Raw genomic sequence first — 24,605 nt, 5'->3', positions numbered from 1 at the left:
GAAAGGAGCGACGCCTCGTTGCGCTGACAGATTATTTGCCAGACGAAATAGTTTGCCGATTTCCGCGCGGTTGCGCGGTGGCACAGCGGCTATTTGCGGCGAGAGCCGTCCGACAGGAAGCTCAACAGGTCGCTTCGGGTGATGACGCCCACCGGCTTGCCGTCGTCAACGATCATCACCGCATCGCAATCGCGCAGCGCTTTGGCGGCGGCATCGACCAACTCGCCCGCGCCGATCAGTGGCAGCGCCGGGCTCATGTGCTGAGCGACGGCGTCGGCCAGCTTGGCCCTGCCCTCGAAAACGGCCGACAGCAGTTCACGCTCGGAGACGCTGCCCGCCACCTCCCCCGCCATCACCGGAGGTTCAGCGCCGACCACCGGCATCTGCGATACGCCGTACTCGTTCATGATGCCGATCGCGTCCCGGACCGTCTCCGAGGGATGGGTGTGCACCAGATCGGGCAGTGCGCCGGACTTCCGCCGCAGCACATCCCCGACGGTGGGCTGTTCGTGCGAACCGTCGAGCCGGGTGCGCAGGAATCCGTAGGACGACATCCAGGCGTCATTGAAGATCTTCGACAGGTACCCGCGACCACCGTCGGGCAGCAGCACGATCACCAACGAATCCGGTCCGGCCTTTTTAGCCACCTCGATGGCCGCCACGACGGCCATCCCGCACGACCCGCCGACCAGCAGCGCCTCTTCGCGCGCGAGGCGGCGTGTCATATCGAAGGAATCGGCATCGGAGACGGCGATGATCTCGTCGGGCACTGTCGCGTCGTAGGCGCTGGGCCAGAAATCCTCGCCGACGCCTTCGACCAGGTAGGGCCGGCCGGTGCCGCCGGAGTACACCGAACCCTCGGGATCGGCGCCGACGACCTGGACTGCTCCACCGGACATCTTCTTGAGGTACCGGCCCGCACCGGTGATGGTGCCGCCGGTGCCCACGCCGGCCACGAAGTGGGTGACCTTACCGTCGGTATCGGCCCAGATCTCCGGACCTGTTGTCTCATAATGGCTTTCGGGACCCTGCGGGTTGGAGTACTGGTCAGGTTTCCACGCGCCGTCGATCTCCTCGACCAGGCGGTTGGAGACGCTGTAATACGAGCCCGGGTCATCGGGAGCCACCGCCGTCGGGCAAACCACGACCTCGGCGCCGTACGCGCGCAGGACATTCTGCTTGTCCTCGCTGACCTTGTCCGGACAGACGAAGATGCACTTGTAGCCGCGCTGCTGGGCGACCAGAGCAAGGCCGACGCCGGTGTTGCCCGAGGTCGGTTCGACGATCGTGCCGCCGGGTTTGAGTTCGCCGGAAGCCTCGGCCGCATCGATCATCTTGATCGCAATGCGGTCCTTGCTGCTTCCGCCAGGGTTGAGGTACTCGACCTTCGCCACCACCCTGCCCGCGCCCTCGGGCACGACCGAGTTCAGTTCGACTAGAGGGGTGTTTCCGATGAGCTCACTGATGTGCTGCGCGATACGCATGCCTGCATTTTGTCAGGCACCGCGCGCCGGGCTCTAGCCGGTGGCCTCACGGATGTACTCACCGATCTGGCGCAGCGACCGCGTCGCCTCCGGAACGATGGGTGCCGCCAGCTGAAAGTCGTGGATCTGACCGCGCCAGACCCGAACTTCGGTGGGTACGCCTGCGGCAGCAAGGCGGCGTGCGGCCAGGCGTGCGTCGTGCAAAAGCACCTCTGAGCCCGATACATGGATCAGCGTGCGCGGTAGACCGGGCTCAATATGGTCAAGTGGCTCATAGATCTGTTCGGGCTCACCGTCGACGATGTGTTTGGCGGCCGCCCTGGCCACCAGGCCGACCAGCGCGTCGAATGCCTTGGGCGGGAACATCGCGTCGGTCTTGATATTCGGGTGCGCCTGTTTGGGCTCCTTGGCCAACTGCAACAGCGGTGAGATCGCCACCAGTGCCGCCGGTTCCTCACCGTCGGCCTGCAGCCGTTGCGCCAGGGTCAGCGCCAGATACCCGCCCGCAGAGTCACCCGCAAGCACGATCTGGTCCGGGCCGTAACCGCGCAGGCGCAGCCAGTTGTAGGCGTCCCGACAGTCGTCGACAGCCATTCCGATGGTGTGCTTGGGAATCAGCCGGTAATTGACCACCAGCACCGGTGAATCGGCGAACTTCGACAGCGCACTGACGATGCGGTGGTGGGAATTCACACCACACGTCAGGAACGCACCGCCGTGCATGTAGAGCACGACGCGACGTTTGCCGTCGGCGGGCAACACACCCGGCGCACGAACCAGTTGGGCGTCGGTATTGGGCAGTCCGATGGTGGCTCGCACGGTGCCGGCAGCGGGTAACAGCGCCCGGGAGGCGAAATCGAGAAGACCCCACGGCCACGGAAGGTTGGGGACGTAGCTGGCTGCGGCCAGAGCTGGCCTGACCGTTAGGCGACAAGATAGCGAGACCAGTCGACCGCGCAGGCTGGTTCCCGTTTCCACAACTTCAATCGGAGCGCCGTCGCTGACCGGAAATTTCCGCGGCTTTCGGGCCTTACCAGCGCCGATATGAGTGCGTGACGCCTCCGAAACTTTACTCGGTGCGGTCATGTCAACCCTCCCCTACGTCTGTGTAGTGGCAGCTGGAACGTGGTGATACGGATTTGCCAGTCCTGGATCGGAGTCGGCTCAGCCAATATCGGTAACTTAGCTTGACATCTCTAACAGTTCTAACAAACGACGATTCTGATTTGATACCGGTTCTGGTATCAGAATGTGATTCACGCAGCCGTCGCCGCGGTGTTCCCCGCCGGTTGCCTGCCGTCTGCCCGCCCCGCCGCCACCCGTTGCGAAACCTGAATACCGACGCAGCGCCACCTAAACTGTGGCCGTGGGCATTCGCACGCCGCGGCGGTCGACCATGGCGCTGGTTACTGGTGCGGTGACGGGCACCGCCGTCTTGGGCGCGCGCAACCTGCTGACCATGCAGGCCGTCAAGGCCAGGCAGGTCATCCCCAAGTCCTGGGATGTGCCGCCGCGGGCAGACGGTGTGTACTCACCCGGCGGCGGTCCGGTGCAGCGTTGGCAACGCAACGTCCCCTTCGATCTTCATCTGATGGTCTTCGGTGACTCCACCGCGACCGGATATGGCTGCACGGACGCCGACGAAGTCCCAGGTGTCCTGATCGCCAGGGGCCTGTCCGAATATTCAGGTAAGCGAATTCGGTTGAGCACCAAGGCAATTGTCGGCGCGACGTCGAAGGGGCTGGCCGGTCAGGTGGACGCGATGTTCGTCGCAGGCCCGCCCCCTGACGCCGCGGTCATCATGATCGGGGCCAACGACATCACCGCACTGAACGGCATCCCCCAGTCGGCACGACGGCTCAACAACGCGGTCAAGCGGCTGCGCGCCAGCGGTGCCGTCGTCGTCGTCGGGACCTGCCCGGACTTCGGGGTGATCACCTTGATTCCGCAGCCGCTGCGGTTCACCGCACGCGCGCTGGGCCTGCGGTTGGCGCGGGCGCAGGCGACGTCGGTGCGTGAGGCCGGCGGTGTCCCGGTACCCCTTGCCGACCTGTTGACGCCGGAATTTCAGCAGGCGCCCGAGCTGATGTTCTCCCCTGACCAATTTCACCCGTCGGCGGCCGGCTATGCGCTCGCGGCTCAACAGTTGCTGCCTGCGCTCTGCTACGCGCTCGGTGAATGGGCGGGCGGCACGGTGCCCGAGCTGCCGTGGGAGTCCCGCCGGGCCGAGAATCGCCCGCTGCTGTCCCGGCTGAGAATGCTGGCGAGGCGCTGGCCACGCCAAACGGGCGGGGTGCCTGCGCCGCTGGTTCTGCCCTCGGGCTAGCGTTTTCTCCCAGGACTGGTGTTTTCGAAATCTACAGAAGATCTACAAGGAGCCGTCATGCCCGAAGCAGTCATCGTTTCCGTCGCCCGCTCGCCGATCGGTCGCGCGGTCAAGGGATCCCTTGCCACGATGCGTCCCGACGATCTCGTCGGGCAGATGGTGCGCGCCGCCTTGGACAAGGTGCCGTCGCTCGATCCCCGCGATATCGACGACCTGATGATGGGTTGCGCCCAGCCCGCGGGCGAGGCCGGCTACAACATCGCCCGCGCAGTCGCCGTCGAACTCGGTTACGACTACCTGCCCGGCACCACGGTCAACCGGTACTGCTCATCCTCGCTGCAGACCACCCGGATGGCCTTCCACGCGATCAAAGCCGGCGAGGGTGACGTGTTCATCTCCGCCGGAGTCGAGACCGTGTCCCGCTTTGGTGTCGGTGCCGCAGACGGTGCCCCCAACAGCAAGAACGCCGTGTTCGCCGAGGCGCAGGAGCGCACCGTCACGCAGGCCGAGGGCGATATCACCTGGCATGACCCGCGCGAAGACGGCCTCATCCCCGATGTGTACATCGCCATGGGGCAGACCGCCGAGAACGTCGCCACCTACACCGGCATCAGCCGCGAAGACCAGGACCACTGGGGCGTGCGTAGCCAGAACCGCGCCGAGGAAGCCATCAACAGCGGCTTCTTCGCCCGCGAGATCGTCCCCGTCACCCTGCCCGACGGCACGGTGGTGTCGACGGACGACGGTCCCCGCGCCGGCACCACCTACGAGAAGATCAGCCAGCTCAAGCCCGTGTTCCGGCCGAACGGCACCATCACCGCCGGTAACGCCTGCCCGCTCAACGACGGCGCGGCGGCCGTGGTGATCATGAGCGACACCAAGGCCAAGGAACTGGGGCTCACTCCCCTCGCCCGCATCGTCTCCACCGGTGTGAGCGGTCTGTCGCCGGAGATCATGGGCCTCGGCCCGATCGAGGCGATCAAGAAGGCGCTCGCCAAGGCGGGCAAGACCATCTCGGATATCGACCTGGTCGAGATCAACGAGGCGTTCGCCGTGCAGGTGCTCGGCTCGGCCCGCGAGCTCGGTATCGACGAGGACAAGCTCAATGTCTCCGGTGGTGCGATCGCGCTCGGCCACCCGTTCGGCATGACCGGCGCCCGCATCACGGCCACGCTGCTGAACAACCTGACCACGCATGACAAGACGTTCGGCATCGAGTCGATGTGCGTCGGCGGCGGCCAGGGTATGGCGATGGTGCTGGAACGACTGTCCTGACGCCTCGATGACCACACTCGGTACGCCACTGTCACCGCATGCCACCAAGGTCATGCTGCTGGGGTCGGGCGAACTCGGCCGCGAGGTGCTGATCGCCCTGCAGCGTCTCGGGGTCGAAACGATCGCCGTCGACCGCTATGAGAACGCACCGGGCCATCAGGTCGCCCACCACGCGCGCACGATCGCGATGTCGGATCCCGAGCAGCTCAAGGCGCTGATCGAGGCCGATAAACCGGATCTTGTGGTGCCGGAGATCGAAGCGATCGCCACCCCGATGCTGGAGACGCTGGAAGCCGCAGGTGTGGTGCGGGTGATCCCGACGGCGCGCGCGGCCCGGCTGACGATGGACCGCGAGGGTATCCGCCGATTGGCTGCCGAAACCCTGGGCCTACCGACCAGCCCGTATGAGTTCTGCGACTCACTGGCGGAGCTGCAGGCTGCGATCGGCGGTGCCGGTGAGGGTGGCATCGGGTACCCGTGCGTGGTGAAACCGGTGATGAGCAGCTCAGGCAAGGGCCAGAGCAAGATCGACGGTCCGGACGACGTCGCGCCCGCGTGGGAGTACGCGATGTCGGGCAGCCGGGTGAGCAACACCCGCATCATCGTCGAGGGTTTCGTCGATTTCGACTACGAGATCACCTTGTTGACGGTGCGGGCCCGCGGGGAATCCGGTGAGGTGGAGACGCAGTTCTGCGAACCCATCGGGCACCGGCAGGTCAGCGGCGACTATGTCGAAAGCTGGCAGCCGCATCCGATGCCGGCCGTGGCACTGGAGCGCGCCCGGTCCATCGCGCGGGCGGTGACTGAGAATCTCGGTGGGCAGGGCATCTTCGGCGTCGAACTGTTCGTCAAGGGTGAGCAGGTGTGGTTCAGCGAGGTCAGCCCGCGGCCGCATGACACCGGCATGGTGACGATGGTGACGCAGTGGCAGAACGAGTTCGAGCTGCACGCCAGGGCGATCCTCGGCCTTCCGGTTGACACCACGCTGAAGACTCCCGGCGCCAGCGCAGTGATCTATGGCGGTGTCGACGCCGAAGGGGTGGTGTTCGACGGGGTGGACGGCGCGTTGCGGGTGCCCCGCACCGATATTCGCCTGTTCGGCAAGCCGGAGAGTTTCGTCAAGCGCCGGATGGGCGTAGCCCTGGCTTACGACGAGGATCTGGACACCGCGCGCGGCAATGCCGTCGAGGCAGCCAGCCGCGTGGTACCGCGGGCCGTCTAGACATCGACACAGCAAAAAGGGCGTCCACCTGGTGGTGGACGCCCTTTTTGGTGGGTACTAGTCGCTCTGGAAATAGCTGAGCAGACGCAGGATCTCGATGTAGAGCCAGACCAGCGTGACGGTCAGGCCGAGGGCGATACCCCAGGCTGCCTTCTCCGGCGCACCGGCGCGGATCATCTGATCGGCGGCATCGAAGTCGAGCAGGAAGCTGAACGCTGCGATACCGATGCACACCAGCGAGAAGATGATCGCGATCGGGCCACCGCTGCGCAGCCCGAGGCCGTCGCCGCCACCCACACCGAACATCGACAGCACCAGGTTGCCGACCATCAGCACCAGGACGCCGATCATGCCCGCGATGAGCATGCGAGTGAATTTCGGCGTGACCCGGATGGCACCGGTCTTGTAGACCACGAGCATGCCGGCGAAGACGCCGATGGTGCCCAGGATGGCCTGTCCGATCAGCGCACCGGCGTTGGCACCGGCGACCACGAAGTTGGCCATCACAAACGAGAACGCACCAAGGCCGAGACCCTCAAGGGCCGCGTAGGTCAACACGATCCCGGGGTTGTCCTGCTTGCGACCGAAGGTGGCGACCATCACCAGGGCGAAGCCACCCAGGAATCCGACCAGCGTGAACGGCATCGCCAGTCCGGGGCTGTTGCCGACCATGAAGTAGGAGATGACCGCGACGACGGACAGCACGGCCAGCGTGATGCCGGTCTTCATGACGACGTCGTCGATGGTCAGAGGCCGGGAGACACCGGTCTGACGCTGGTCGATATAGGGCTCGGCACCATAGTTCTGATGAACCTGGGCGGTTCCGGCGCCGGCTGCGCCAGAGCCGAATGTGGCGTACCCGCCCTGCTGCTTGGGCAGCGAGCGAAATACAGGGTTGCTGGTTTCCCGCACCGTCGGATCCTTTCCTGTGAAGTACCTGAAAGTCTTACACGAATCACTGGTCTAACGAACCGAAACCCGGTCGCGTTCCCGTTTTCGAGGGTCTTTTGCGCACCCGTCGAAGGTGAACCTTACCCAAGGATCGGGCCGAAGAGACGACGATCTAGATTGGCCGGAGAATACTTGGATGTCCAACCTTTTGACCGGCAACTGCAGATAGGACGGCTCACACGTGACGGACGAACCCGACAAGGCTTCCTTGTCCGGCGCCGAGATCCTGACCCGCGTTGAGGGCGGCGTCGGCATCGTGACCCTCAACCGCCCCAAGGCCATCAACTCCCTGAACCAGACGATGGTCGATACCATGGTCGACGTCCTCACGGCCTGGGAGCATGACGACACCGTGCGCACCGTGCTGCTCGACGGCGCAGGCGAACGCGGACTCTGCGCAGGCGGCGATATCGTCGCGATCTATCACAGCGCTCGCGGTGACGGCACGGACGCGCGCAAGTTCTGGTTCGACGAGTACCGGCTCAACGAGATGATCGGTAGGCACCCCAAGCCGTATGTGGTGCTGATGGACGGCATCGTGATGGGCGGTGGTGTCGGACTCGGTGTGCACGGCAGCGTTCGAGTGGTCACCGACAAGACGAAGATGGCGATGCCCGAAGTCGGCATCGGATTCATTCCCGACGTCGGTTCGACGTATCTGCTGGCCCGCGCACCAGGCAAGCTCGGACTGCACGTCGCGCTGACCGGCGTTCCCATTTCCGGCGCGGACGCCATCACGCTCGGTTTCGCCGACCACTTCGTCCCCCACGACGATCTCGACGCGTTCCGGCAGTCGATCATCGACCACGATGTCGACACCGCGCTAGACAAACACGCTGTCACCCCGCCACCGAGTTCGCTTGCAGCTCAGCTTGATTGGATTGATCACTGCTACTCCGGCGATACCATCGGAGATATCCTCGCCGAATTGAGCGGGTATGGCGCTGACGCAGCTGCGGATGCCGCGAAGGTCATCGCCAGTCGGTCCCCGATCTCGCTGTCGGTGACGCTGGAGGCGATCCGCCGGGCCGGTGACCTGGAGTCGCTGGAAGATGTTCTGGTGCAGGAATTCCGGGTATCGTGCGCCTCGCTGCGCTCACATGACCTGGTGGAGGGAATCCGCGCCCAGCTGATCGATAAGGACCGCAACCCGACGTGGTCGCCGGACTCACTGGCCGCAGTCAGCCCGGCCGATGTCGAGGCCTACTTCGTACCCGCCGATCCCGACCTGACGTTTTAGAAGGAGAGAGCCAATGAGTACCAAGGACTACGAAACCATCCTGGTCGACACCGAAGACCGCGTCGGCATCATCACGTTCAACCGGCCCAAGGCGCTCAATGCGCTCAACGGACAGGTGATGACCGAAGTCACCACAGCCGCAGCTGAATTCGACGACAACCCGGGTATCGGCGCCATCATCATCACCGGCAACGAGAAGGCCTTCGCCGCCGGGGCGGATATCAAGGAGATGGCCGAACTGTCGTTCGCCGAGGTGTACGGTTCCGACTACTTCTCCGCGTGGGGCAAGCTGGCCGCAGTCAGGACGCCGACGATCGCAGCGGTGGCGGGCTATGCGCTTGGCGGCGGTTGCGAGGTGGCGATGATGTGCGATCTGCTGATCGCTGCCGACACTGCGAAATTCGGCCAGCCCGAAATCAAACTGGGTGTGCTCCCCGGAATGGGCGGCAGCCAACGCTTGACGCGGGCCATCGGTAAGGCCAAGGCGATGGATCTGATCCTGACGGGGCGCACCATCGGCGCCGAGGAAGCCGACCGGGCTGGCCTGGTTTCCCGGGTGGTACCCGCCGCCGATCTACTGACCGAGGCGAAAGCCGTCGCAACCACCATCTCGCAGATGTCGAGGTCGGCGGCGCGGATGGCCAAGGAAGCCGTCAACCGTTCGTTCGAATCCACCCTCGCCGAGGGTCTGCTGTACGAGCGGCGACTGTTCCATTCGGCATTCGCCACCGATGACCAGACCGAAGGCATGGCGGCATTCACGCAGAAGCGGCCTCCCAACTTCACGCACCGTTAAAGTGCATGCGTGACTGACGCGCACCCCGTCTCCGACCCATCGGACGCCACCCCGGATTCCGCGGTCGCCACCGCCGAGCGCGAACCCGACGCCGCGGCACCGGACAAGCCGGATGACACCGAGCCGCCCGCCAAACCACCATGGTGGGAGCGGCATTACACGTTCTTCGGCACCGCGGTCGGTTTGATCTTCCTGTTCTTGTCGATGACGCCGTCGCTGCTGCCGCGCGGGCCGCTGTTTCAAGGTCTGGTCAGTGGCGCGGCAGGGGCGATCGGCTATGGCCTCGGGGTGTTCGGCGTCTTCTTGGTCCGCTACATGCGTTCCAAGGACACCAGCCCACCGGCGCCACGTTGGGCATGGTTGGCATTGGTCGGGGTTGGCGCAGTCGGGATGCTCGGAATGGTCTTCGAGTTCCACCGCTGGCAGGACCATATCCGCGACCTGATGGGTGTGCCACGTCTGCAGTGGTGGAACTATCCGCAAGCCGCACTCATCGCGATCGTTGTGTTGTTCATCTTCGTTGAAATCGGCCAGCTGATCCGCAGACTGGTGCTCTTCTTGGTCCGACGACTCGAACGTGTTGCCCCGCCAAGGGTTTCGGGTGTGGTCGTGGTGCTGCTTCTGGTCGCGCTCACGGTCGCCCTACTCAACGGCATCGTGGTCAGATTCGCGATGACCACCCTGAACAACACCTTCAGTGCGGTCAATAACGAAGAGAACGCGGACAATCCGGCACCAAGCACCCCACTGCGCTCAGGCGGGCCCGGCTCGCTCGCCTCGTGGTCGTCGCTGGGACAGCAGGGGCGCACCTTCGTCGGCGGCGGCCCGACCGTCGAGCAGCTCTCGACATTCAACGGCACACCGGCGATCGAGCCCATCCGGGCATATGCGGGCCTCAACTCGGCGAACGGCATCAGAGCCACCGCCGCACTGGCCGCCCAGGAACTGTTGCGCACCGGCGGATTGAACCGCGCAGTCGTCGCGGTGGCCACCACAACGGGCACCGGCTGGATCAACGAAGCCGAAGCGGCGTCGCTGGAGTACATGTACAACGGCAACTCCGCGATCGTCAGCATGCAGTACTCGTTCCTGCCGAGCTGGCTGTCATTCCTGGTGGACAAGGAGAACGCCCGCCAAGCCGGTCAGGCACTGTTCGAAGCGGTCGACGAACTGGTCAAGGCGATGCCAGAAGGGCAGCGCCCCAAGCTCGTAGTATTCGGGGAGAGCCTGGGCTCGTTCGGCGGTGAGGCGCCGTTCCTGAGTCTGAACAACATCATCGCCAGGACCGACGGGGCGTTGTTTTCCGGGCCGACGTTCAACAACACGGTCTGGACCGACCTCACCGTCAACCGCGACGCCGACTCCCCGGAGTGGTTGCCCATCTACGACAAGGGCGAATATGTCCGGTTCGTGGCCCGCCCCGACGACCTGAACCGCCCCGCCGGGCCATGGCTCGATCCACGCGTGGTGTACCTGCAGCACGCGTCGGATCCCATTGCCTGGTGGAATCCGGACCTGCTCTTCCAGAAACCGGACTGGTTGAGGGAGAAGCGCGGGTACGACGTTCTGCCAGAGATGCACTGGGTTCCGGTGGTGACGTTTCTTCAGGTCTCCGCCGATATGGCCGTCGCGGTGGACGTGCCGCCGGGTCACGGCCACCGCTACGTCGACGATGTCGCGAATGCCTGGGCGGCGATTCTGCAGCCGCCGGGCTGGACTCCGGAGAAGACGGCGAAGCTACGTCCGATGCTCAGCGCGCCGGAGTAAGCCGGGCCGTCAGGCCAGAGCGTCGAGTACACCCGCCGCGACCAGCGCGTGGTAGCCGCCGACGACATCGGTGGCACGGTGCAGCCCGAGGTCCTGCAGGGCCGCGGCGGCCAGGCTCGACGTGTAGCCCTCCGAACAGAGCACGACCCATTCGACGTCATCGTTTTCTGCCTGCGGCAACCTCGCCTCACTGGTCGGATCGCAGCGCCACTCCAGCACGTTGCGTTCGATCACCAGCGCTTGCTCGGATAGGTGGGCCACCTCACCCTCGCGGGCACGTTGGGCCTGCGGCCGGATATCGACCAGCAGCGCGCCACGGCGCAGTGCGGCGGGCACCTCGCCGGCGGGCAGCCGGTGCAACCGGGCCCTGGCGTCGGCGAGCAGCGCGTCGATCCGGCTGGTCATTCGCCCTCGGGCTTATCGGTCAGCTCGGTGCGCTGACGGCGCAGCGTCCCGCGACCGGTGACCTCGTAATAGGACATCGCCGTCAGCGGTGGCGAGTACGCGTGCACGCTCAGGGTCGGCTCCAACGGCCCGGTAATCACGGCCGGGCTCGACGGCGTTTGGCCCGACGGAGCCCACACCACATCGTGCACCCAGCCCAGCGGGAACGCCGCCTGATCACCGGCGACGAGCCGCCGCTGCCGCAAAACGTCTCCATCCCAACGGAATTCGTCTAGCGCTCCGGTCAGCAGGGTCAGCGCCCCGAGCGACCCGCTGTGGTCGTGTAGTTCGGTGGAGTGTTCGGGCACCCAGCTGATCAGCCAGACGTCGAGTTCGTCGTCACCGCGCAGTCGGGTGAACCAGCGCCGATCGGTGGGGACGCCGCCTGCGGGCAGCAGGTGGTTGTAGCGCCCTCCCAGGACATCGTCGGCACCTTGATCGGTGGCGTGCAGGAGATCGGGTAGTCGCAGCCTCGTCGGTGCGGACACCGCGGGCATGGCGGACGGAAAAACAGCTGTGGAAGTCATGCGGAGAACTCCAGGAGAAATGAACGGATGGGGGTCGGCGGTTACGCCGGACAACACTCCACAAATCCGCTGCGCTGCATCACGCTGATCAGTGTTGCATAGATTGGTGGGCATGCGCAGACACCTCCGAAGCGCCTCGCTGGGGCCAGCCGTCCTCGTCGTCGCCCTAGTTGCAGCCACCGCCGGATGCGGATCCGACAGCACATCGACGTCGTCATCGACCTCGGCACCGGTGACGGTGTCCCCATCGGAATCAGTTCCCGGGTTCACCTCCGAACCGGCTCCGCTACCGGCTGAGCCGACGCCCCCCGGCTCGGTGGGAGTCTCGCCGGGCGGAGTGACGACGAAGGTCGACGTGCCCGCCGATGCGACGGAATCCCAGTACGGCCAGGCGTGTCATGCCGCAAAACTGTGGATGGACGAACAACAGGTGGACCCGCAGACCCTCGTCGAGCCGTATCTGAAAATCCTGCAGGCCCCTCAAGCCACCGGCCCCGGCACCTTCAACACCGCATGGGCGCAGCTGACGCCGGCCCAACAGGCGGGTGTCATCATCGCCGTCACCGGAGCCGCAAACGGCGAGTGCGCATAGCGCCTAAAGTTGGTGACATGTCACTCAGTTGGAGGGTGAGGCCATCTTTAAATCTCACCGATTCGAATCTGGACCGCCGTGATCGATAACCGCGCGACCGATAGCCGCGCGACCGATGAGGGCGTGTGGCTCAACGCCTCCCAGCAACGGGCCTGGCTGAACTACATGCAGGTCTATCACCGCCTCGAATACGAGATGAACCGGCACCTGCAGACCGAATGTGGGCTGTCCCTTGGCGATTACACGGTGCTCAACGCACTCTCCCGTGCACCAGAACGCCGAATGCAGCTGACCAGTCTGGCCACCATGATCGGGTGGGAACGTAGTCGCCTCTCTCACCACCTGAAACGGATGGTGACGCGCAATCTGGTCGACCGCGCGCGGTCGACAGCCGACGGGCGAGCCACTGATGCGGTGCTGACCGAGACGGGCTGGGAGACGGTATCGGCGGCCGCCCCCAAGCACGTCGCATGGGTACGCACGCTGTTCTTCGCCGGAATCACGGCCCGGCAGGAGACCCAGCTCGCCGATATTCTCGGGACCGTCTACGAGAACATCCTGGCCGAGGGCACCCTGCCGAGACCGGACTGATTGCGTCAGAGCTGCTGGGCACCGCCGTCGACGAAGATCTCGGCACCGGTCATGAAGTTGCTTTGATCGGAGGCGAGAAACAGCACGGCAGAGGCGATTTCGGCGGGTTGCCCGAGCCGACCCATCGGGACGGTGGCCGCCATACCGTCGAGCAACGCCTGCTCACCGCCACTGGGGGCCAGCCCCGCCAGACCGGGGGTCTCCACCGGCCCGGGGATGACGGTGTTGACGCGGATCTTGCGTCCGACGAGCTCAGCGGCCCACGTCCGGCCAAAGGAGCGGATGGCCGCTTTCGACGCCGCGTATGCGCCGAACGACGCGACCCCCTCGGACGCCGCGGTCGAACCGGCGAGCACGATCGATGCGCCTTCGTTGAGCAGGGGCAGCACCGTCTGCACGGTGAACACGGTGCCACCGACATTGCGGTTGAACGTGTCGGCCAGATGCTCGCGGGTCTCGTCTTCCAAAGTGGCGAACTCACCGCCGCCGGCATTGGCGAACACGACGTCCAGGCCGCGGCCGCGGGCGCGGATCGCTTCGGCCAGCTCAATGAGGTCCGCAGGTTCGGTGATGTCTCCGCGCAGACCGGTGGCCGAATCGCCGATCGACGACACCGCAGCATCGACACCGGCCTGGTTGCGGCCGGTGACGAAGACATGTGCACCCTCGGCCGCGAGCCGTTGCGCAGTGGCCAGGCCTATTCCCGACGTACCGCCGGTGACGAGTGCTGTCTTCCCGCTGAGCTGACCCATGATCTTCTCCGTTCGCTGATGGGGGCGGCAGATCCGCCCGCTCTGATCGACATAACTACGTGACATGTCACGCTATTCCCGATTTGGCCGTGCGAGGATGCACGTATGCGCACCACCGTTCTCCGGCACGCGGTATGCACAGCTTCATAACGCGGTCAGCGGTAACCGCGATCGCCGCCGGGGCCTGCGCGGCGCTGCTCGCGTTCGCACCGATCCCCACCGGTCACGCCGTCACGGCGTTGATCATGGGAGGCACCGGCCAGCCCGACCCCGGCACCATTCCGCACTTCATGGCCGATACCGGCCGGCTGTACATCGATCCGACCTCGGCGTGCAAGGTGGACACCTGCCAGCTGACGTCCCTGCCGACCCCGGAACAGCTCGCCCCCTTCCTCGGCACCCTCACCTTGGACAAGTCAGTGGCACAGGGCGTGACCGATCTCAACGGCGCCCTGCTGAACTATCTCCTCAGCCATCCTGACGAGCCGGTCGTGATCAACGGTACGTCGCAGAGCGCTGTGATCGCCTCGATCGAGAAGCGCAACTTGGCGAAGGCCTCCGATGAGATCAAAGCCCTGCTGCAGTTCGTCCTGACCGCAAACCCGGACCGCCCCAACGGTGGGCTGCTGCAGCGTTTCGCCGGGCTGACGATCCCCATCCTGGAGTTCACGTTCAACGGCGCGACACCGACCGACACCGGGATTGCGACCACCGATATCGCATTCCAATACGATATCGCCGCCGACTTCCCGCGCTACCCGCTCAACGTCTTCGCATTGCTGAATTCGTTGGCGGGTATCGATATTCACGGCAGCTACGTGCTGACTCGAGACGGTTACAGCGAGGACGAGTTGCTCGCGGCGATAGCGGATCCGGCGAATCGCCAGACGTTCGGCGATACCACCTACATCACCATTCCCACAAAGAGCCTGCCGTTGTTAAAGCCATTGCGCGACTTCGGAATCGCCACGGGCACCACGGCATTCACCACGCCGCTGGCTGATCTGGTCGAGCCGACGCTGCGGGTACTGGTCGAACTCGGCTACGACCGCAGCATCGGATACGGCACCCCGACGCCCGCCGGACTGTTCCCGACGATCGATCCGGTGAAACTGGCTGCCGATCTGCGTGCCGCCGCCGATAAAGGTGCCAAGGCCGCGCTCGCGGATATCCAGGCGGCGGCGAAGCCCGCTGTCACACGTACCGCGACGACGCCCACTTCACGCACATCCGCGCCAAAGATCAAGACGCCCAAGCCAATCAAGAGCAGCAAAACCGGCAAAACTGCCAAGACCCAAGCCGGCCACGTTGGTCCCGTTGGTCCCGACGGTACGCACCGCACTAGGGCGCGCTGAGGTCACCCTCGATATAGCGCTGCAGGTTGGGCGCGATGGCGGCGACGACCTCATCATCAGCCATCGATGCCACCGGTTCTATCTTCCAGACGTAGCGCATCAGAGCGAAGCCCATCAACTGAGATGAGATGAGACCGCTACGCACCAGTCGGTCATGCTCGTCGGCGCCGAACTGGGACACCCCGATCAGGCTGCGCTCCACGATGAGCCGCAGCTTCTCCCTGGTGCTGGCCTCATGGGCTGCCGTCTGCAGGACCGCCCGCAGCGTCGGGCCGATCTCATCGTCGGCCCAGCTGGCCAGCAGGGTTTCGATCAATGCGCGACCCAGACCGGAAACCGGTGTCGCCCAGGTCTGTGCGACGTTCTCCAGCCACTTCGGCGGCGGCGTGGTCGCGGCATCAAGAAGGCCTTCTTTGGATCCGTAGTAGTGGTAGACCAGCGCGGGGTCCACATCGGCGGCGCGCGCCACAGCTCGCAACGTCGTCCCGGCCCAGCCGTGTGCGGCGAATTCCTCACGGGCTGCGGCGGCAATCCGCGCCGCAAGAACTCCCCGTTCGTCCCGGGGACCCGGCGCGATCGGCGTCTTCTTCGGCATGAGTTTCACCTTAGCGTGAATCTCTTCTCGCATTTGAATCCAACAAATGAGCAACGGGTGCTCAGAACCGCTTAGACTGCAGCTCAAAGCTGAGAAGGTTGCGTACGGCGGCCACACTGCAGCAGGTACGCGGGAGACGTGTGGTGGGTCCGGACTGGGTGATGCGGCGCACGGCCGGTACTGAAAGCGCCCCAATCGACTCCGCGCTCGACATCACCATCCCTGACGATCTGTCCGTACTGCGCACCATGTTGCGCATCTCCTACGGAGTGCTGCACGCCACCTACTTCGACGAAATTCTGGAAGTGGTGGCAGAACAGGCATTGACGGCGCTCGGCGCCGCATCGCTGTCGATCAGTCGCTGGGAGCGCGACGAGCACGTCCTGCGGACGCTGATAAATGTCGGTGAGCTACCACCCGGTGAGCAGCGATGGCCTGAGTCCGATGACTACGAGGTCAGTTCCGACCCGTCCGTGATCGCGCTGCTGCAGCACGGGCAGCCCTACGTCCACGCCATCGACGATCATCACCTGGACCCGGCGTGCCAGGACTACCTGATTCAGGCTGGCATAGAGAGCGAAGTCGCGGTGCCCGTGATGTTCGACGGTGCCATGTGGGGAGAAATCTGGGCTTCCGGTCGGGCAGGACGGCGTTTCGGACGCGACGACGTAGAGCTTCTCCAGACGATCGCCGCCTACACCGCTGCCGGGATCGGCCGTGGCGAGTTGTTCAGCACCGTGTGGCGGCACGCCCACCGTGACCCCTTGACCGATTTGCCGAATCGGCGCGCCCTGGAGGCGCAGTTCGCCGTTATCGATTGGCATGCAACAACTCCGGTGCTGCTCGTCGGCGATCTTGACGGGTTCAAAGACGTCAACGACCGCGATGGGCACCCAGCCGGCGACGTGCTACTCACCAGCGTGTCCGACAAACTGCGACAGTCGATCGCCACAGAGGACCACGCACTGGCAGTTCGGCTCGGCGGTGACGAATTCTGCGTGCTGCTCCCCAACGCGACGCTTGTCGACGCCGAGCGCCTTGCACTAACCGTCAACCAGAAGATCAGCGCCGCTCATGGACCGCAGCTCACCATGACCTGGGGCGCCGCCGAGGCTGGACCGCACATCAGTTCCGGGGGGGAGCTGATGGCAGCCGCAGATGCCGCGCTGATTCGCGCGAAAGCGCACGGGCGCGGCCGATTCACCACCGACGCCATCAAGGCCTACATGCCCCCGCACAGAGCCAGCCCTCGCTCGACGTCGCGTCCCGGTACGGCCGGCTCCCTGGTCAGTCACGTTGCCGCACTGGTAAATGACAGCCGCCCGCTGCCCGTGCTCAGTGCTCTGGAAATTCTTGCGCGGGAAACCCAACTCATCACCGAAGCAGCCGGCTGGGCGGTATCCGTCACCGATACCACGGGCACGACCATGATGACCTTCCACACCGCTGACAGCATTCGCGACTTGGCCACCGGACTGTCCGTGGTCAAACCTGAAGAGTCAACGGGGCCTTATCTTCTGCGCGAATTTCCGGCCACCGCCCACGCCATCACCACAGGCTCGGCGTTCTTCGCGGCCGTCGACCTCGAGAGCTCTGATCAAGCTGAAATCGACCAACTGACAGCGCTCGGCTACCAGGCGGTCCTCGCCGCCGGCGCCAGCGACACCGAACGCGGATATCTCGTTGAGGTGTTCGCCACCACCGACTACGCCGCCCTCCTCGATGTCGCCAGTTCACTGCAGATCCTGGTCCACTTCTGCATCAGCGCGGCAAACACCTCCATGTCCGCCGCCGCGGTGGGCAACGGTGACGCTGTTCGGTAACGACATTGACCGTTGCCGCCGAAGAGAACATACCGGCCTTAGATAAACCCTGGAAACGACCGGGTGCGCTGCGCTATGCCCTGACCCGGCTGCGCGGGCTGACCCGCCCAACTGTCGAGGTTTACCCACCCGATACGAATTCGATTGTGATGCAACATGATAGGGACGTCGAAACCCGCGACGGCACCATTCTGCGCGTCAACGTGCATCTGCCCGCGACCGGCGGTCCGTTTCCGGTCATCCTGAGCGCCCACCCCTACGGCAAGGACAACATCCCCAAGAAGAAGCGCCGCGGTTCGGGGTACTCGATTCCGCTTCAGTACCGGGTGTTGCGCCAGACCTCCGCCGTACGCTTTTCCACGCTCACCGGCTGGGAAGCCCCGGACCCCGCGTGGTGGGTTGCGCGCGGTTTCGCCGTGGTGAACTGCGACCTCAGGGGCTGTGGCCGCTCTGACGGGGTGGGATCGCTGCTGTCGGATCAGGAGGGTGAGGATGTCTACGACCTGATCGAATGGGCGGCGGCGCAGCCGTGGAGCACCGGGTCCGTCGCAACGATGGGCGTGTCGTACCTGGCGATCTCGCAATGGAAGGCCGCCGCGCTGCAGCCGCCACACCTGAAGGCCATCGTGCCGTGGGAGGGCTTCACCGATGCCTACCGCGACCTGCTTCGGCCCGGCGGAATCCAGGAGAACGGTTTTGTGAAGGTGTGGAGCCGGGGCACCGCCAGGGACCGGCTCACATATCAACTGGGCAAAGAGAATACGCGCCGACCACTGATCGACGACTGGTGGCGGGCACTGGTTCCTGACCTGCCGAAGATCGACGTGCCCGCACTGATCTGCGGCAGCTTCTCCGATAACAACATGCACAGCAGAGGTTCGTTGCGCGGATTCGAGCAGATCTCCTCAGCACAGCGGCACTTGTATACCCATCGCGACGGTAAGTGGGCCAACTTCTACTCTGCGCAATCGCGAACCGCGCAACTGGCCTTCCTGGACCGGCACCTACGCGGTGGATCATCGGAACCGTTGCCGCGGGTGCGGCTCGAGGTTCGCGAAAGCCGGGACCAGATTGTCGAGGTGCGCACCGAGGACAACTGGCCGCTGGACTCGACCCGGTGGACACCGCTGTACCTGGGCAACGGTGGGCTGTCCGTCTCGCCGGTCGATGACGCCGGTTCGATCAACTTCCAGATCCGTTCGGCAGGAGCCCGTTTCGGCTGGACGGTGCCCGAGGATACCGAGCTGACCGGCCCGATGGCGCTACGGTTGTTCGTCGAGGTCGAGGGTTGCGACGATGTCGACCTGTTCGTCGGCGTCGAGAAATGGCGCGGCCGGAGGGCCCGCGAATACGTCCCCTTCGAAGGTTCGTTCGGTTTCGGTCGCGACCGGGTCACCACCGGATGGCTGCGGGCCTCGCTGCGCGCTCTCGACCAGGACCGGTCGCGTCCCTTCGAGCCTGTGCCGGCCTGTAGCGCCGCAGAGAAGTTGGTACCGGGGCAGATCGTGCAGGTCGATGTGCCGCTGGGCCCGTCGGCGACGCTGTTTCGGGCCGGTGAGCAACTCCGGGTGGTCGTCGCCGGACGCTGGCTGTGGTCACGAAACCCATTGACAGGTCAGTTTCCTGGCGCGTACGACACGAAGCACAGAGGCGCCGTGACGATGCACTGGAGCCAGGAACACCCCGCGCGACTGCTGGTGCCGGTCATCCCCGACGCGGGTTGATTGTCCGACCCCGTGGTGGACGCGGGTGGGACCAGAGCAAAATGGTCGGTATGCGTGTCGCCCTGGCCCTCGGTAGCGGTGGTGCTCGCGGGTACGCCCATATCGGCGTCATCAACGAACTCCGCGACCGCGGATACGAGGTGGTGGGGGTCGCCGGCTCCTCGATGGGCGCCCTGGTAGGCGGCCTGCACGCAGCCGGTCAGTTGGACGAATTCGCGCTCTGGGCAACATCATTGACCCAACGTGCGGTGCTGCGGCTGCTAGATCCCTCACTGGGTGCGGCGGGTGTGTTGCGGGCGGAGAAGATCATCGACGCGGTCCGTGACATTCTCGGCGATATCGCCATCGAAGGGGACTGCCCCGAGTTCAGTTGACTCGCGGGGTGTGAATTTCAGGCCGCGGTTGCGGCTGGGGTGTGGAGCAGTTCGAACTCTATCGGGGTGAGCTTGCCAAGGGCGCGTTGGCGGCGGCGTCGGTGGTAGGTGCGCTCGATCCAGGTGACGATCGCCAGTCGCAGTTCGGCTCGGGTGGACCACCGTTGCCGGTCGAGGACGTTACGTTGCAATAGTGCGAAGAAAGACTCCATGGCGGCGTTATCTCCACATGCCCCGACGCGGCCCATGGAGCCTCGTAACCCGTTGTGCGACAGCATGTACACGAATTTCCGTGACCGGAATTGGCTGCCGCGGTCGGAATGCACGATCGTAGCGACGGGCGAGCGGACGCCGACGGCGTGACGCAGGGCGGCCACGGCCAGCGACGCCTTCATCCGCGAGTCGATCGAGTAGCCGACGATTCTGTTGGAGTACACGTCCTTGATGGCGCAGAGGTAGAGCTTGCCTTCATCGGTGCGGTGCTCGGTGATGTCGGTTAACCAGATCTCGTTGGCGGTCTGGGCAGAGAATTGGCGGCCAACGAGGTCGTCGTGCACGGGTGGCCCGGCCTTCCTGTTCAGTCCGCGCTTCTTGGCGAAGACCGACCAGATGCGTTCTTGCGAGCACAGTCGAGCCACTCTGTTCTCGCCGGCGATGATCCCGAGTGCGGGGAGTTCATCGGCGATGAAGCGGTAGCCGAAGGTGGGGTCGTCGGCGTGGATGTCGAGGGCGGCGTTGATGAGATGTGCATCGTCCAAGTCGCGTTGTGTCACAGGGGCTTTGCGCCACTTGTAGAACGCTTGGGTAGAGAAGCCAAGAACCCGGCAGGTCACCGTGACGGGGACACCGTCTGCGGCAAGATCAAGGACCAGCGGGTACATCATTTTGGGTTGACGTCCCGCGACAAGTAGCCGACGGCACGGCGCATGATCTCGGCTTCTTGCTCGAGGAGCTTGATCCGTTTGCGCGCTTCACGCAGCTCGGCAGAGACGTCACCCGCGGCCGCGGTTGCTCCTTTTCGGTCGATACCGTCTTCGCGGTCGGCGATCTTGAGCCAGCGATGCAGGCAGGCCTCGGAGATGCCGAAGTCCTTCGCGATCTGACGTAGCGGCGCCTCACCCTTGCGGGCTACAGCGATCACGTCAGCGCGGAACTCGGCGGGAAATGCTTTCGGCACGGAATTGATCCTTCCAGCAAGGACGAATCCTCACAGGTCAGGAGTCAACCAAACTGGGGGCAGTCCCAAGACCTGCCGATCCCGTACACCGCGGTCACCACCGATCTGCTCGCGGGCAAGTCGGTATGGCTGCAGCGCGGCCCGGTCGATGCCGCCATCCGGGCGTCCATCGCAATCCCGGGGATCATCTCCCCCCATGTGCTCGACGGCCGGCTGCTCGCCGACGGCGGCATCCTCGATCCGTTGCCGATGGCACCGATCGCGGCAGTGAACGCCGACCTGACGATCGCGGTCAGTCTCAGTGGCGACGATCCAGCGCGTCATCTCACAGACACCGAACCGCGGGCCACCACCGAGTGGCTGAGCCGAATGCTGCGCAGCACATCGGCATTGCTCGACACCAAGGCCGCGAAATCGCTCCTGGAAACACCGTCGGCGCAGTCGGTGCTCAGCCGATTCAGCAGTGCAGAACTGCCGGACGAGACCGACGCCACCGACGTCTCCGGCCGGGGCGCCAGCGTCCCCCGGCTGGGAAACTTCGAGGTGATGTACCGGACCATCGATATCGCCCAGGCCGCGCTGGCCCGGCACACCCTGGCGGCCTACCCGCCGGACCTGCTGATCGAGGTACCGCGGACGGTGTGCCGAAGCCTGGAATTCCATCGGGCAGCCGAGGTCATCGATATCGGGCAGGAACTCGCCTCCGCGGCGCTCGACAACCTCGACAGCCGGCCCTCGCCAGCGGGTTAGAGGCCCAGGAAGTCGGCGACGACACCCGCTTGCCGTCGGCCCTGCTCGCGGCCCGCCCGTGCCGACGGGAGCCGGCACTGCGGATCCAGGGGGTTCGGCCCGAAGGCGGCCAACGCCTCGTCGTCGGCGAACAGCCCCAACGTCGTCCCCGCAAAATCGGCGATTTCAGCGGCGGTGCCGCTGCTAAACGGTGACGGCGCCATCTCACCCGAGGGCACCAGCGTCACCGCGACATCGCAATCGGCGACGGCCACCATGTTCACCGAGCTGCCCACTCCCCCATCCATGAAGGTGCGGTCGCCGATCTGCACCGGCGGCCATACGCCAGGGACCGCGCAACTGGCGGCCACGGCGTCGACGAGCTGCACACCCGAGCCGTTGTCGAACACCACCAGTTCGCCTGTAGCGATGTCGATTCCGGTGATCCGCAAGATCCGGTCGGGCCACTGGTGCGACGGCAGCCGGTGTTCGATCACCGCACGCCGGACCGGTCCGGGGACGGTGGCAGTGGCCATCGCGATGGCACCGATGCGCTGCAACTTCTCCGCGGTGGTGCTGCCGGGCCGCATCATCGCCGTGACGAACAGTTCGGTGATGTCGTCGATATTCACCCCGGAGTCGATCTCGTGGGTGGTCGTCGAGGTCTGCCGGGCGTACAGCTCGTCGAGACCAACCCCACTGCCGATCTGGGCCGCCACCGTCGATCCTGCGGAGGTACCGAGCAGCACATCGGAATTCAGCAGTGCTTCCGCCGCGGCGGGTGCTTCGTCGGCAATCCCGCGCAGCATGCCCGTCTCCCACGCGATACCGGCCAGGCCCCCGCCTGCGAGCACCAGAGCGAGTCGTGTCGTCATGGCACCCGAGTGTGCCAGCTCTACGTCAGCGGGACAGCCGCGGTGCCGCCCGGCCGCTGATCAGCGGGAGATCCAGGTAGGTGGCAATTCCGGGCGCGGCAGCGCAGACCGCGGGGATCGAGTTCACGCAGTGTGCAGCGGTCGCCACGATGCCGGCGTTGCTCTTCAAACCGGCCTCGACGCTCTCGGGCTGGAATCCCTTGATGGTGACGTTGAAGTCCGGGTTGCCCTGGACCTCCATCTCATAGCGCTCACCGGCCGGACCGAATGTCCAAGGCGGGTCAAGGTTTTCCTGCCCCATGAACCAGTTGACGGTGACCCGGACGACGGGCTCACCGTCAACGAGGGCCTCCCAGTGGAATTTCCGAGCCGCGACCTGGCCTGCCTCAATGGTGCCCATCGGTGAGTCGATCGGTCCGGTGGCCACTGCAATCTCCTGGGTGGCCCGGATGATCGGGTCGGCATTGAAGCCGATCTGGTCGACCACCATCTTCACCGACTGGACAAAGCCACCGTCAAGTAGCTTCTGCATCGGTCCCGTCAACGCTTTTTCCGGGGTGCCCCCGAAGCCCATCACGTACCGCAGCACGTCGGGCGCGTCATAGGTGCGCAGATCCGAGAACTCCTCGGCGCGAACGAACGTCACACCCGTTGACATGATCGACAGCACCAAGGGGAAGTGCTCGCTGATGCCACCTGGCGCGATTCCCGTGCCGTGCAGGGTCACATTGCCCTCGACAGCGGCCGCGCGCAACGGGCCTGCTTCCTTCTCACCCGGGTAGAACCAGCCGACGGGGCTCACGACGTTCTTGCCTGAGCGCAGCAGCGCCAACACCTCATCGGCGTTGGGCATCAGTGGGGCGTAGATGACGGCATCGGCATCCATCGCCAGAATCTCGTCGACGCTGTTGGTCGCTGTGACCCCGAGCGGATCGATACCGATGATCTCGCCGACGTCTTTACCGTTCTTGGCCGTCGAGTGCACCCAGCACCCAACCAACTCGAGCTCGGGGTGCTCGAGCACTCCGTTGATGGCGGCGATACCCACTCCGCCTGTCGCCCACTGCACAACTTTCAGGCTCATCGTGTCTCCTCCGCGGGGGTCAAAACTAGAACACGTTCTACTGACGTTTTACACGAGCGCACGATTCGATATTCCCTTTCTTATGAGTCGTTCTAATTTCTGCTGAGATTCAGCTGAGACGGAGCTGAGAATTTGACGACGAAGTAACTTACATACCGACCTGTACGGAACAGGTAGAGTAGCTATTTGTGACTTCCGGAGTTTCGCGGAGCGGTCCCCTGCGACGAACGCAGGAGGAGCGCAGCGCGCAGACGCGGGCCCGGATCCTCGACGCCGCGGTCGATTGTCTGGTGGAGTTCGGCTACGCCGGAACGACCACTCCCCGGGTCGCCCGACGGGCCGGCGTCACCCGTGGAGCGCAGGTTCACCACTTCGGTTCCAAGACGGATCTGGTGGCCGCAGCCATCAAACATCTGGCGCAGCGACGCATCTCTTCGACCCTCGGCGACGTCAGTGATCTGGTCGCCAGCGATGACCCGGTTGGCGGCATTCTGGACTTCCTGTGGGAGGTCCATCAAGGCCCGCTTTTCGCTGCTACCACGGAGTTATGGCTCGCGGCGCGCACCGATGACGCCCTGGCGGCCGAGATGGCCAAGGTCGAACCCGCGGTGAACACCGCCCTCTTGATCGGGGTCGCTGAGGCCACCACCGATGAGTCGATGCAGCGCGAGATCCGCGACTTCGTCTACGTGGCGATGGACGTCCTGCACGGCATCTTGATCTCCGGTTTCGTCGACCGCGACGGCAAACGCACGGAGCGTCGGTGGCGGCGTGCCTGCGCCAGCCTGCGGGCCCTCGCCCCCGACCTGTCGCATCGGCGGTAAGGCTCCTCACCCGAGTTTGCGGGCACTGTGTGAGGGGCTGCGGCAACCAACCTGAGAGGCCCCCGATTTCGCCGACAC

General features: G+C 65.0%; 22 protein-coding genes and 2 pseudogenes. 14 read left to right on the top strand and 10 right to left on the bottom strand.

Annotated features, from left to right (window positions below; genetic code table 11):
• Positions 1–89: 89 nt before the first annotated feature.
• On the bottom strand, positions 90–1,484 hold the full coding sequence (locus tag ADBZ9O_RS09465) for a cystathionine beta-synthase (protein ID WP_526530547.1): 1,395 nt from the start codon (positions 1,482–1,484) through the stop codon (positions 90–92).
• A 33-nt stretch (positions 1,485–1,517) separates the two neighbouring features.
• Complete coding sequence (locus tag ADBZ9O_RS09460; protein ID WP_526530545.1) at positions 1,518–2,570, bottom strand: alpha/beta hydrolase; 1,053 nt, start codon at positions 2,568–2,570, stop codon at positions 1,518–1,520.
• Between the two features lie 280 nt (positions 2,571–2,850).
• Between ADBZ9O_RS09460 and ADBZ9O_RS09455 the strand changes: the two genes are divergently transcribed.
• The 3 genes from ADBZ9O_RS09455 to purT are packed head-to-tail and all read left to right on the top strand — an operon-like array spanning position 2,851 to position 6,307.
• Positions 2,851–3,810 (top strand): SGNH/GDSL hydrolase family protein, encoded by a 960-nt coding sequence (locus ADBZ9O_RS09455; protein ID WP_526530543.1) that lies wholly within the window; start codon positions 2,851–2,853, stop codon positions 3,808–3,810.
• Between the two features lie 57 nt (positions 3,811–3,867).
• Positions 3,868–5,085 carry an acetyl-CoA C-acetyltransferase gene (locus ADBZ9O_RS09450; RefSeq protein ID WP_526530541.1) on the top strand — a complete coding sequence of 406 codons (1,218 nt, stop codon included), beginning with the start codon at positions 3,868–3,870 and terminating at the stop codon, positions 5,083–5,085.
• Positions 5,086–5,092: 7 nt separating this feature from the next.
• Positions 5,093–6,307: a formate-dependent phosphoribosylglycinamide formyltransferase gene (gene purT / locus ADBZ9O_RS09445; protein WP_526530539.1), complete on the top strand. Its 1,215-nt coding sequence runs from the start codon at positions 5,093–5,095 to the stop codon at positions 6,305–6,307.
• A 57-nt stretch (positions 6,308–6,364) separates the two neighbouring features.
• Here purT and ADBZ9O_RS09440 read toward each other — a convergent pair whose 3' ends face one another.
• On the bottom strand, positions 6,365–7,219 hold the full coding sequence (locus ADBZ9O_RS09440; protein ID WP_526530537.1) for a Bax inhibitor-1/YccA family protein: 855 nt from the start codon (positions 7,217–7,219) through the stop codon (positions 6,365–6,367).
• Positions 7,220–7,439: 220 nt separating this feature from the next.
• On the opposite strand from ADBZ9O_RS09440, the gene ADBZ9O_RS09435 reads away from it, so the two are divergent.
• From ADBZ9O_RS09435 to ADBZ9O_RS09425, 3 genes are read left to right on the top strand one after another with little or no spacing between them, the layout of a single operon-like run.
• The gene (locus tag ADBZ9O_RS09435; RefSeq protein WP_526530535.1) at positions 7,440–8,498 is read left to right on the top strand and encodes a 3-hydroxyisobutyryl-CoA hydrolase; all 1,059 of its coding nucleotides are present in this window, start codon (positions 7,440–7,442) and stop codon (positions 8,496–8,498) included.
• Positions 8,499–8,511: 13 nt separating this feature from the next.
• Positions 8,512–9,294, top strand: a complete 783-nt coding sequence (locus tag ADBZ9O_RS09430; protein WP_526530533.1) for an enoyl-CoA hydratase — start codon at positions 8,512–8,514, stop codon at positions 9,292–9,294.
• 9 nt (positions 9,295–9,303) lie between these two features.
• Positions 9,304–11,061, top strand: a complete 1,758-nt coding sequence (locus ADBZ9O_RS09425; protein WP_526530531.1) for an alpha/beta hydrolase — start codon at positions 9,304–9,306, stop codon at positions 11,059–11,061.
• Positions 11,062–11,070: 9 nt separating this feature from the next.
• On the opposite strand, the gene ADBZ9O_RS09420 is transcribed toward ADBZ9O_RS09425, so the two are convergent.
• The gene (locus ADBZ9O_RS09420; RefSeq protein WP_526530529.1) at positions 11,071–11,466 is read right to left on the bottom strand and encodes a rhodanese-like domain-containing protein; all 396 of its coding nucleotides are present in this window, start codon (positions 11,464–11,466) and stop codon (positions 11,071–11,073) included.
• Complete coding sequence (locus ADBZ9O_RS09415; protein ID WP_526530527.1) at positions 11,463–12,032, bottom strand: cupin domain-containing protein; 570 nt, start codon at positions 12,030–12,032, stop codon at positions 11,463–11,465. The genes ADBZ9O_RS09420 and ADBZ9O_RS09415 overlap by 4 nt, the downstream gene beginning before the upstream one ends.
• 112 nt (positions 12,033–12,144) lie before the next feature.
• On the opposite strand from ADBZ9O_RS09415, the gene lpqV reads away from it, so the two are divergent.
• Entirely contained in the window at positions 12,145–12,624 is a 480-nt protein-coding gene (gene lpqV, locus ADBZ9O_RS09410) for a lipoprotein LpqV (RefSeq protein ID WP_526530525.1), read from the top strand.
• 78 nt (positions 12,625–12,702) lie between these two features.
• Positions 12,703–13,215, top strand: coding sequence for a MarR family winged helix-turn-helix transcriptional regulator (locus ADBZ9O_RS09405; protein ID WP_526530523.1), 513 nt, complete (start codon positions 12,703–12,705; stop codon positions 13,213–13,215).
• A gap of 5 nt (positions 13,216–13,220) precedes the next feature.
• Here ADBZ9O_RS09405 and ADBZ9O_RS09400 read toward each other — a convergent pair whose 3' ends face one another.
• Positions 13,221–13,967 (bottom strand): SDR family NAD(P)-dependent oxidoreductase, encoded by a 747-nt coding sequence (locus ADBZ9O_RS09400; RefSeq protein ID WP_526530521.1) that lies wholly within the window; start codon positions 13,965–13,967, stop codon positions 13,221–13,223.
• 134 nt (positions 13,968–14,101) lie between these two features.
• On the opposite strand from ADBZ9O_RS09400, the gene ADBZ9O_RS09395 reads away from it, so the two are divergent.
• Positions 14,102–15,322 (top strand): PE-PPE domain-containing protein, encoded by a 1,221-nt coding sequence (locus ADBZ9O_RS09395; protein ID WP_526530519.1) that lies wholly within the window; start codon positions 14,102–14,104, stop codon positions 15,320–15,322.
• On the opposite strand, the gene ADBZ9O_RS09390 is transcribed toward ADBZ9O_RS09395, so the two are convergent.
• Entirely contained in the window at positions 15,309–15,917 is a 609-nt protein-coding gene (locus tag ADBZ9O_RS09390) for a TetR/AcrR family transcriptional regulator (protein ID WP_526530517.1), read from the bottom strand. The genes ADBZ9O_RS09395 and ADBZ9O_RS09390 overlap by 14 nt on opposite strands.
• Positions 15,918–16,015: 98 nt before the next feature.
• Between ADBZ9O_RS09390 and ADBZ9O_RS09385 the strand changes: the two genes are divergently transcribed.
• From ADBZ9O_RS09385 to ADBZ9O_RS09375, 3 genes and pseudogenes are all read left to right on the top strand, one after another.
• Positions 16,016–17,740 carry a GGDEF domain-containing protein gene (locus ADBZ9O_RS09385; RefSeq protein ID WP_526530515.1) on the top strand — a complete coding sequence of 575 codons (1,725 nt, stop codon included), beginning with the start codon at positions 16,016–16,018 and terminating at the stop codon, positions 17,738–17,740.
• Positions 17,741–17,769: 29 nt separating this feature from the next.
• Positions 17,770–19,464, top strand: a complete 1,695-nt coding sequence (locus ADBZ9O_RS09380) for a CocE/NonD family hydrolase (RefSeq protein WP_526532999.1) — start codon at positions 17,770–17,772, stop codon at positions 19,462–19,464.
• A 41-nt stretch (positions 19,465–19,505) separates the two neighbouring features.
• Positions 19,506–19,814: pseudogene (locus ADBZ9O_RS09375) on the top strand (patatin-like phospholipase family protein); the annotation flags it as partial.
• A gap of 41 nt (positions 19,815–19,855) precedes the next feature.
• On the opposite strand, the gene ADBZ9O_RS09370 reads toward ADBZ9O_RS09375, so the two are convergent.
• Positions 19,856–21,015 (bottom strand): IS3 family transposase gene (locus ADBZ9O_RS09370; RefSeq protein WP_526523762.1). Its coding sequence is split into 2 segments (ribosomal slippage): positions 19,856–20,724 and positions 20,724–21,015, totalling 1,161 coding nucleotides; the frame shifts between segments, so codons are not numbered across the junction.
• A 66-nt stretch (positions 21,016–21,081) separates the two neighbouring features.
• Here ADBZ9O_RS09370 and ADBZ9O_RS09365 point away from each other — a divergent pair.
• Positions 21,082–21,765 (top strand): annotated as a pseudogene (locus tag ADBZ9O_RS09365) (patatin-like phospholipase family protein); the annotation flags it as partial.
• Here the strand turns inward: ADBZ9O_RS09365 and ADBZ9O_RS09360 are convergent.
• Together ADBZ9O_RS09360 and ADBZ9O_RS09355 are read right to left on the bottom strand one after the other, a co-directional pair.
• Complete coding sequence (locus ADBZ9O_RS09360; protein ID WP_526530513.1) at positions 21,762–22,619, bottom strand: patatin-like phospholipase family protein; 858 nt, start codon at positions 22,617–22,619, stop codon at positions 21,762–21,764. The pseudogene ADBZ9O_RS09365 and the gene ADBZ9O_RS09360 overlap by 4 nt on opposite strands.
• A gap of 25 nt (positions 22,620–22,644) precedes the next feature.
• Positions 22,645–23,703: an NAD(P)H-dependent amine dehydrogenase family protein gene (locus tag ADBZ9O_RS09355; protein WP_526530511.1), complete on the bottom strand. Its 1,059-nt coding sequence runs from the start codon at positions 23,701–23,703 to the stop codon at positions 22,645–22,647.
• Between the two features lie 188 nt (positions 23,704–23,891).
• Between ADBZ9O_RS09355 and ADBZ9O_RS09350 the strand changes: the two genes are divergently transcribed.
• The gene (locus tag ADBZ9O_RS09350; protein WP_526530509.1) at positions 23,892–24,527 is read left to right on the top strand and encodes a TetR/AcrR family transcriptional regulator; all 636 of its coding nucleotides are present in this window, start codon (positions 23,892–23,894) and stop codon (positions 24,525–24,527) included.
• Positions 24,528–24,605 lie beyond the last annotated feature (78 nt).

Source organism: Mycobacterium sp. (genome assembly GCF_965229105.1).
In the GTDB taxonomy this organism is placed as follows: Bacteria; Actinomycetota; Actinomycetes; order Mycobacteriales; family Mycobacteriaceae; genus Mycobacterium.
The sequence above is the reverse complement of the archived record's forward strand: the minus strand, read 5'-3'. Positions and strand labels throughout refer to the sequence as shown.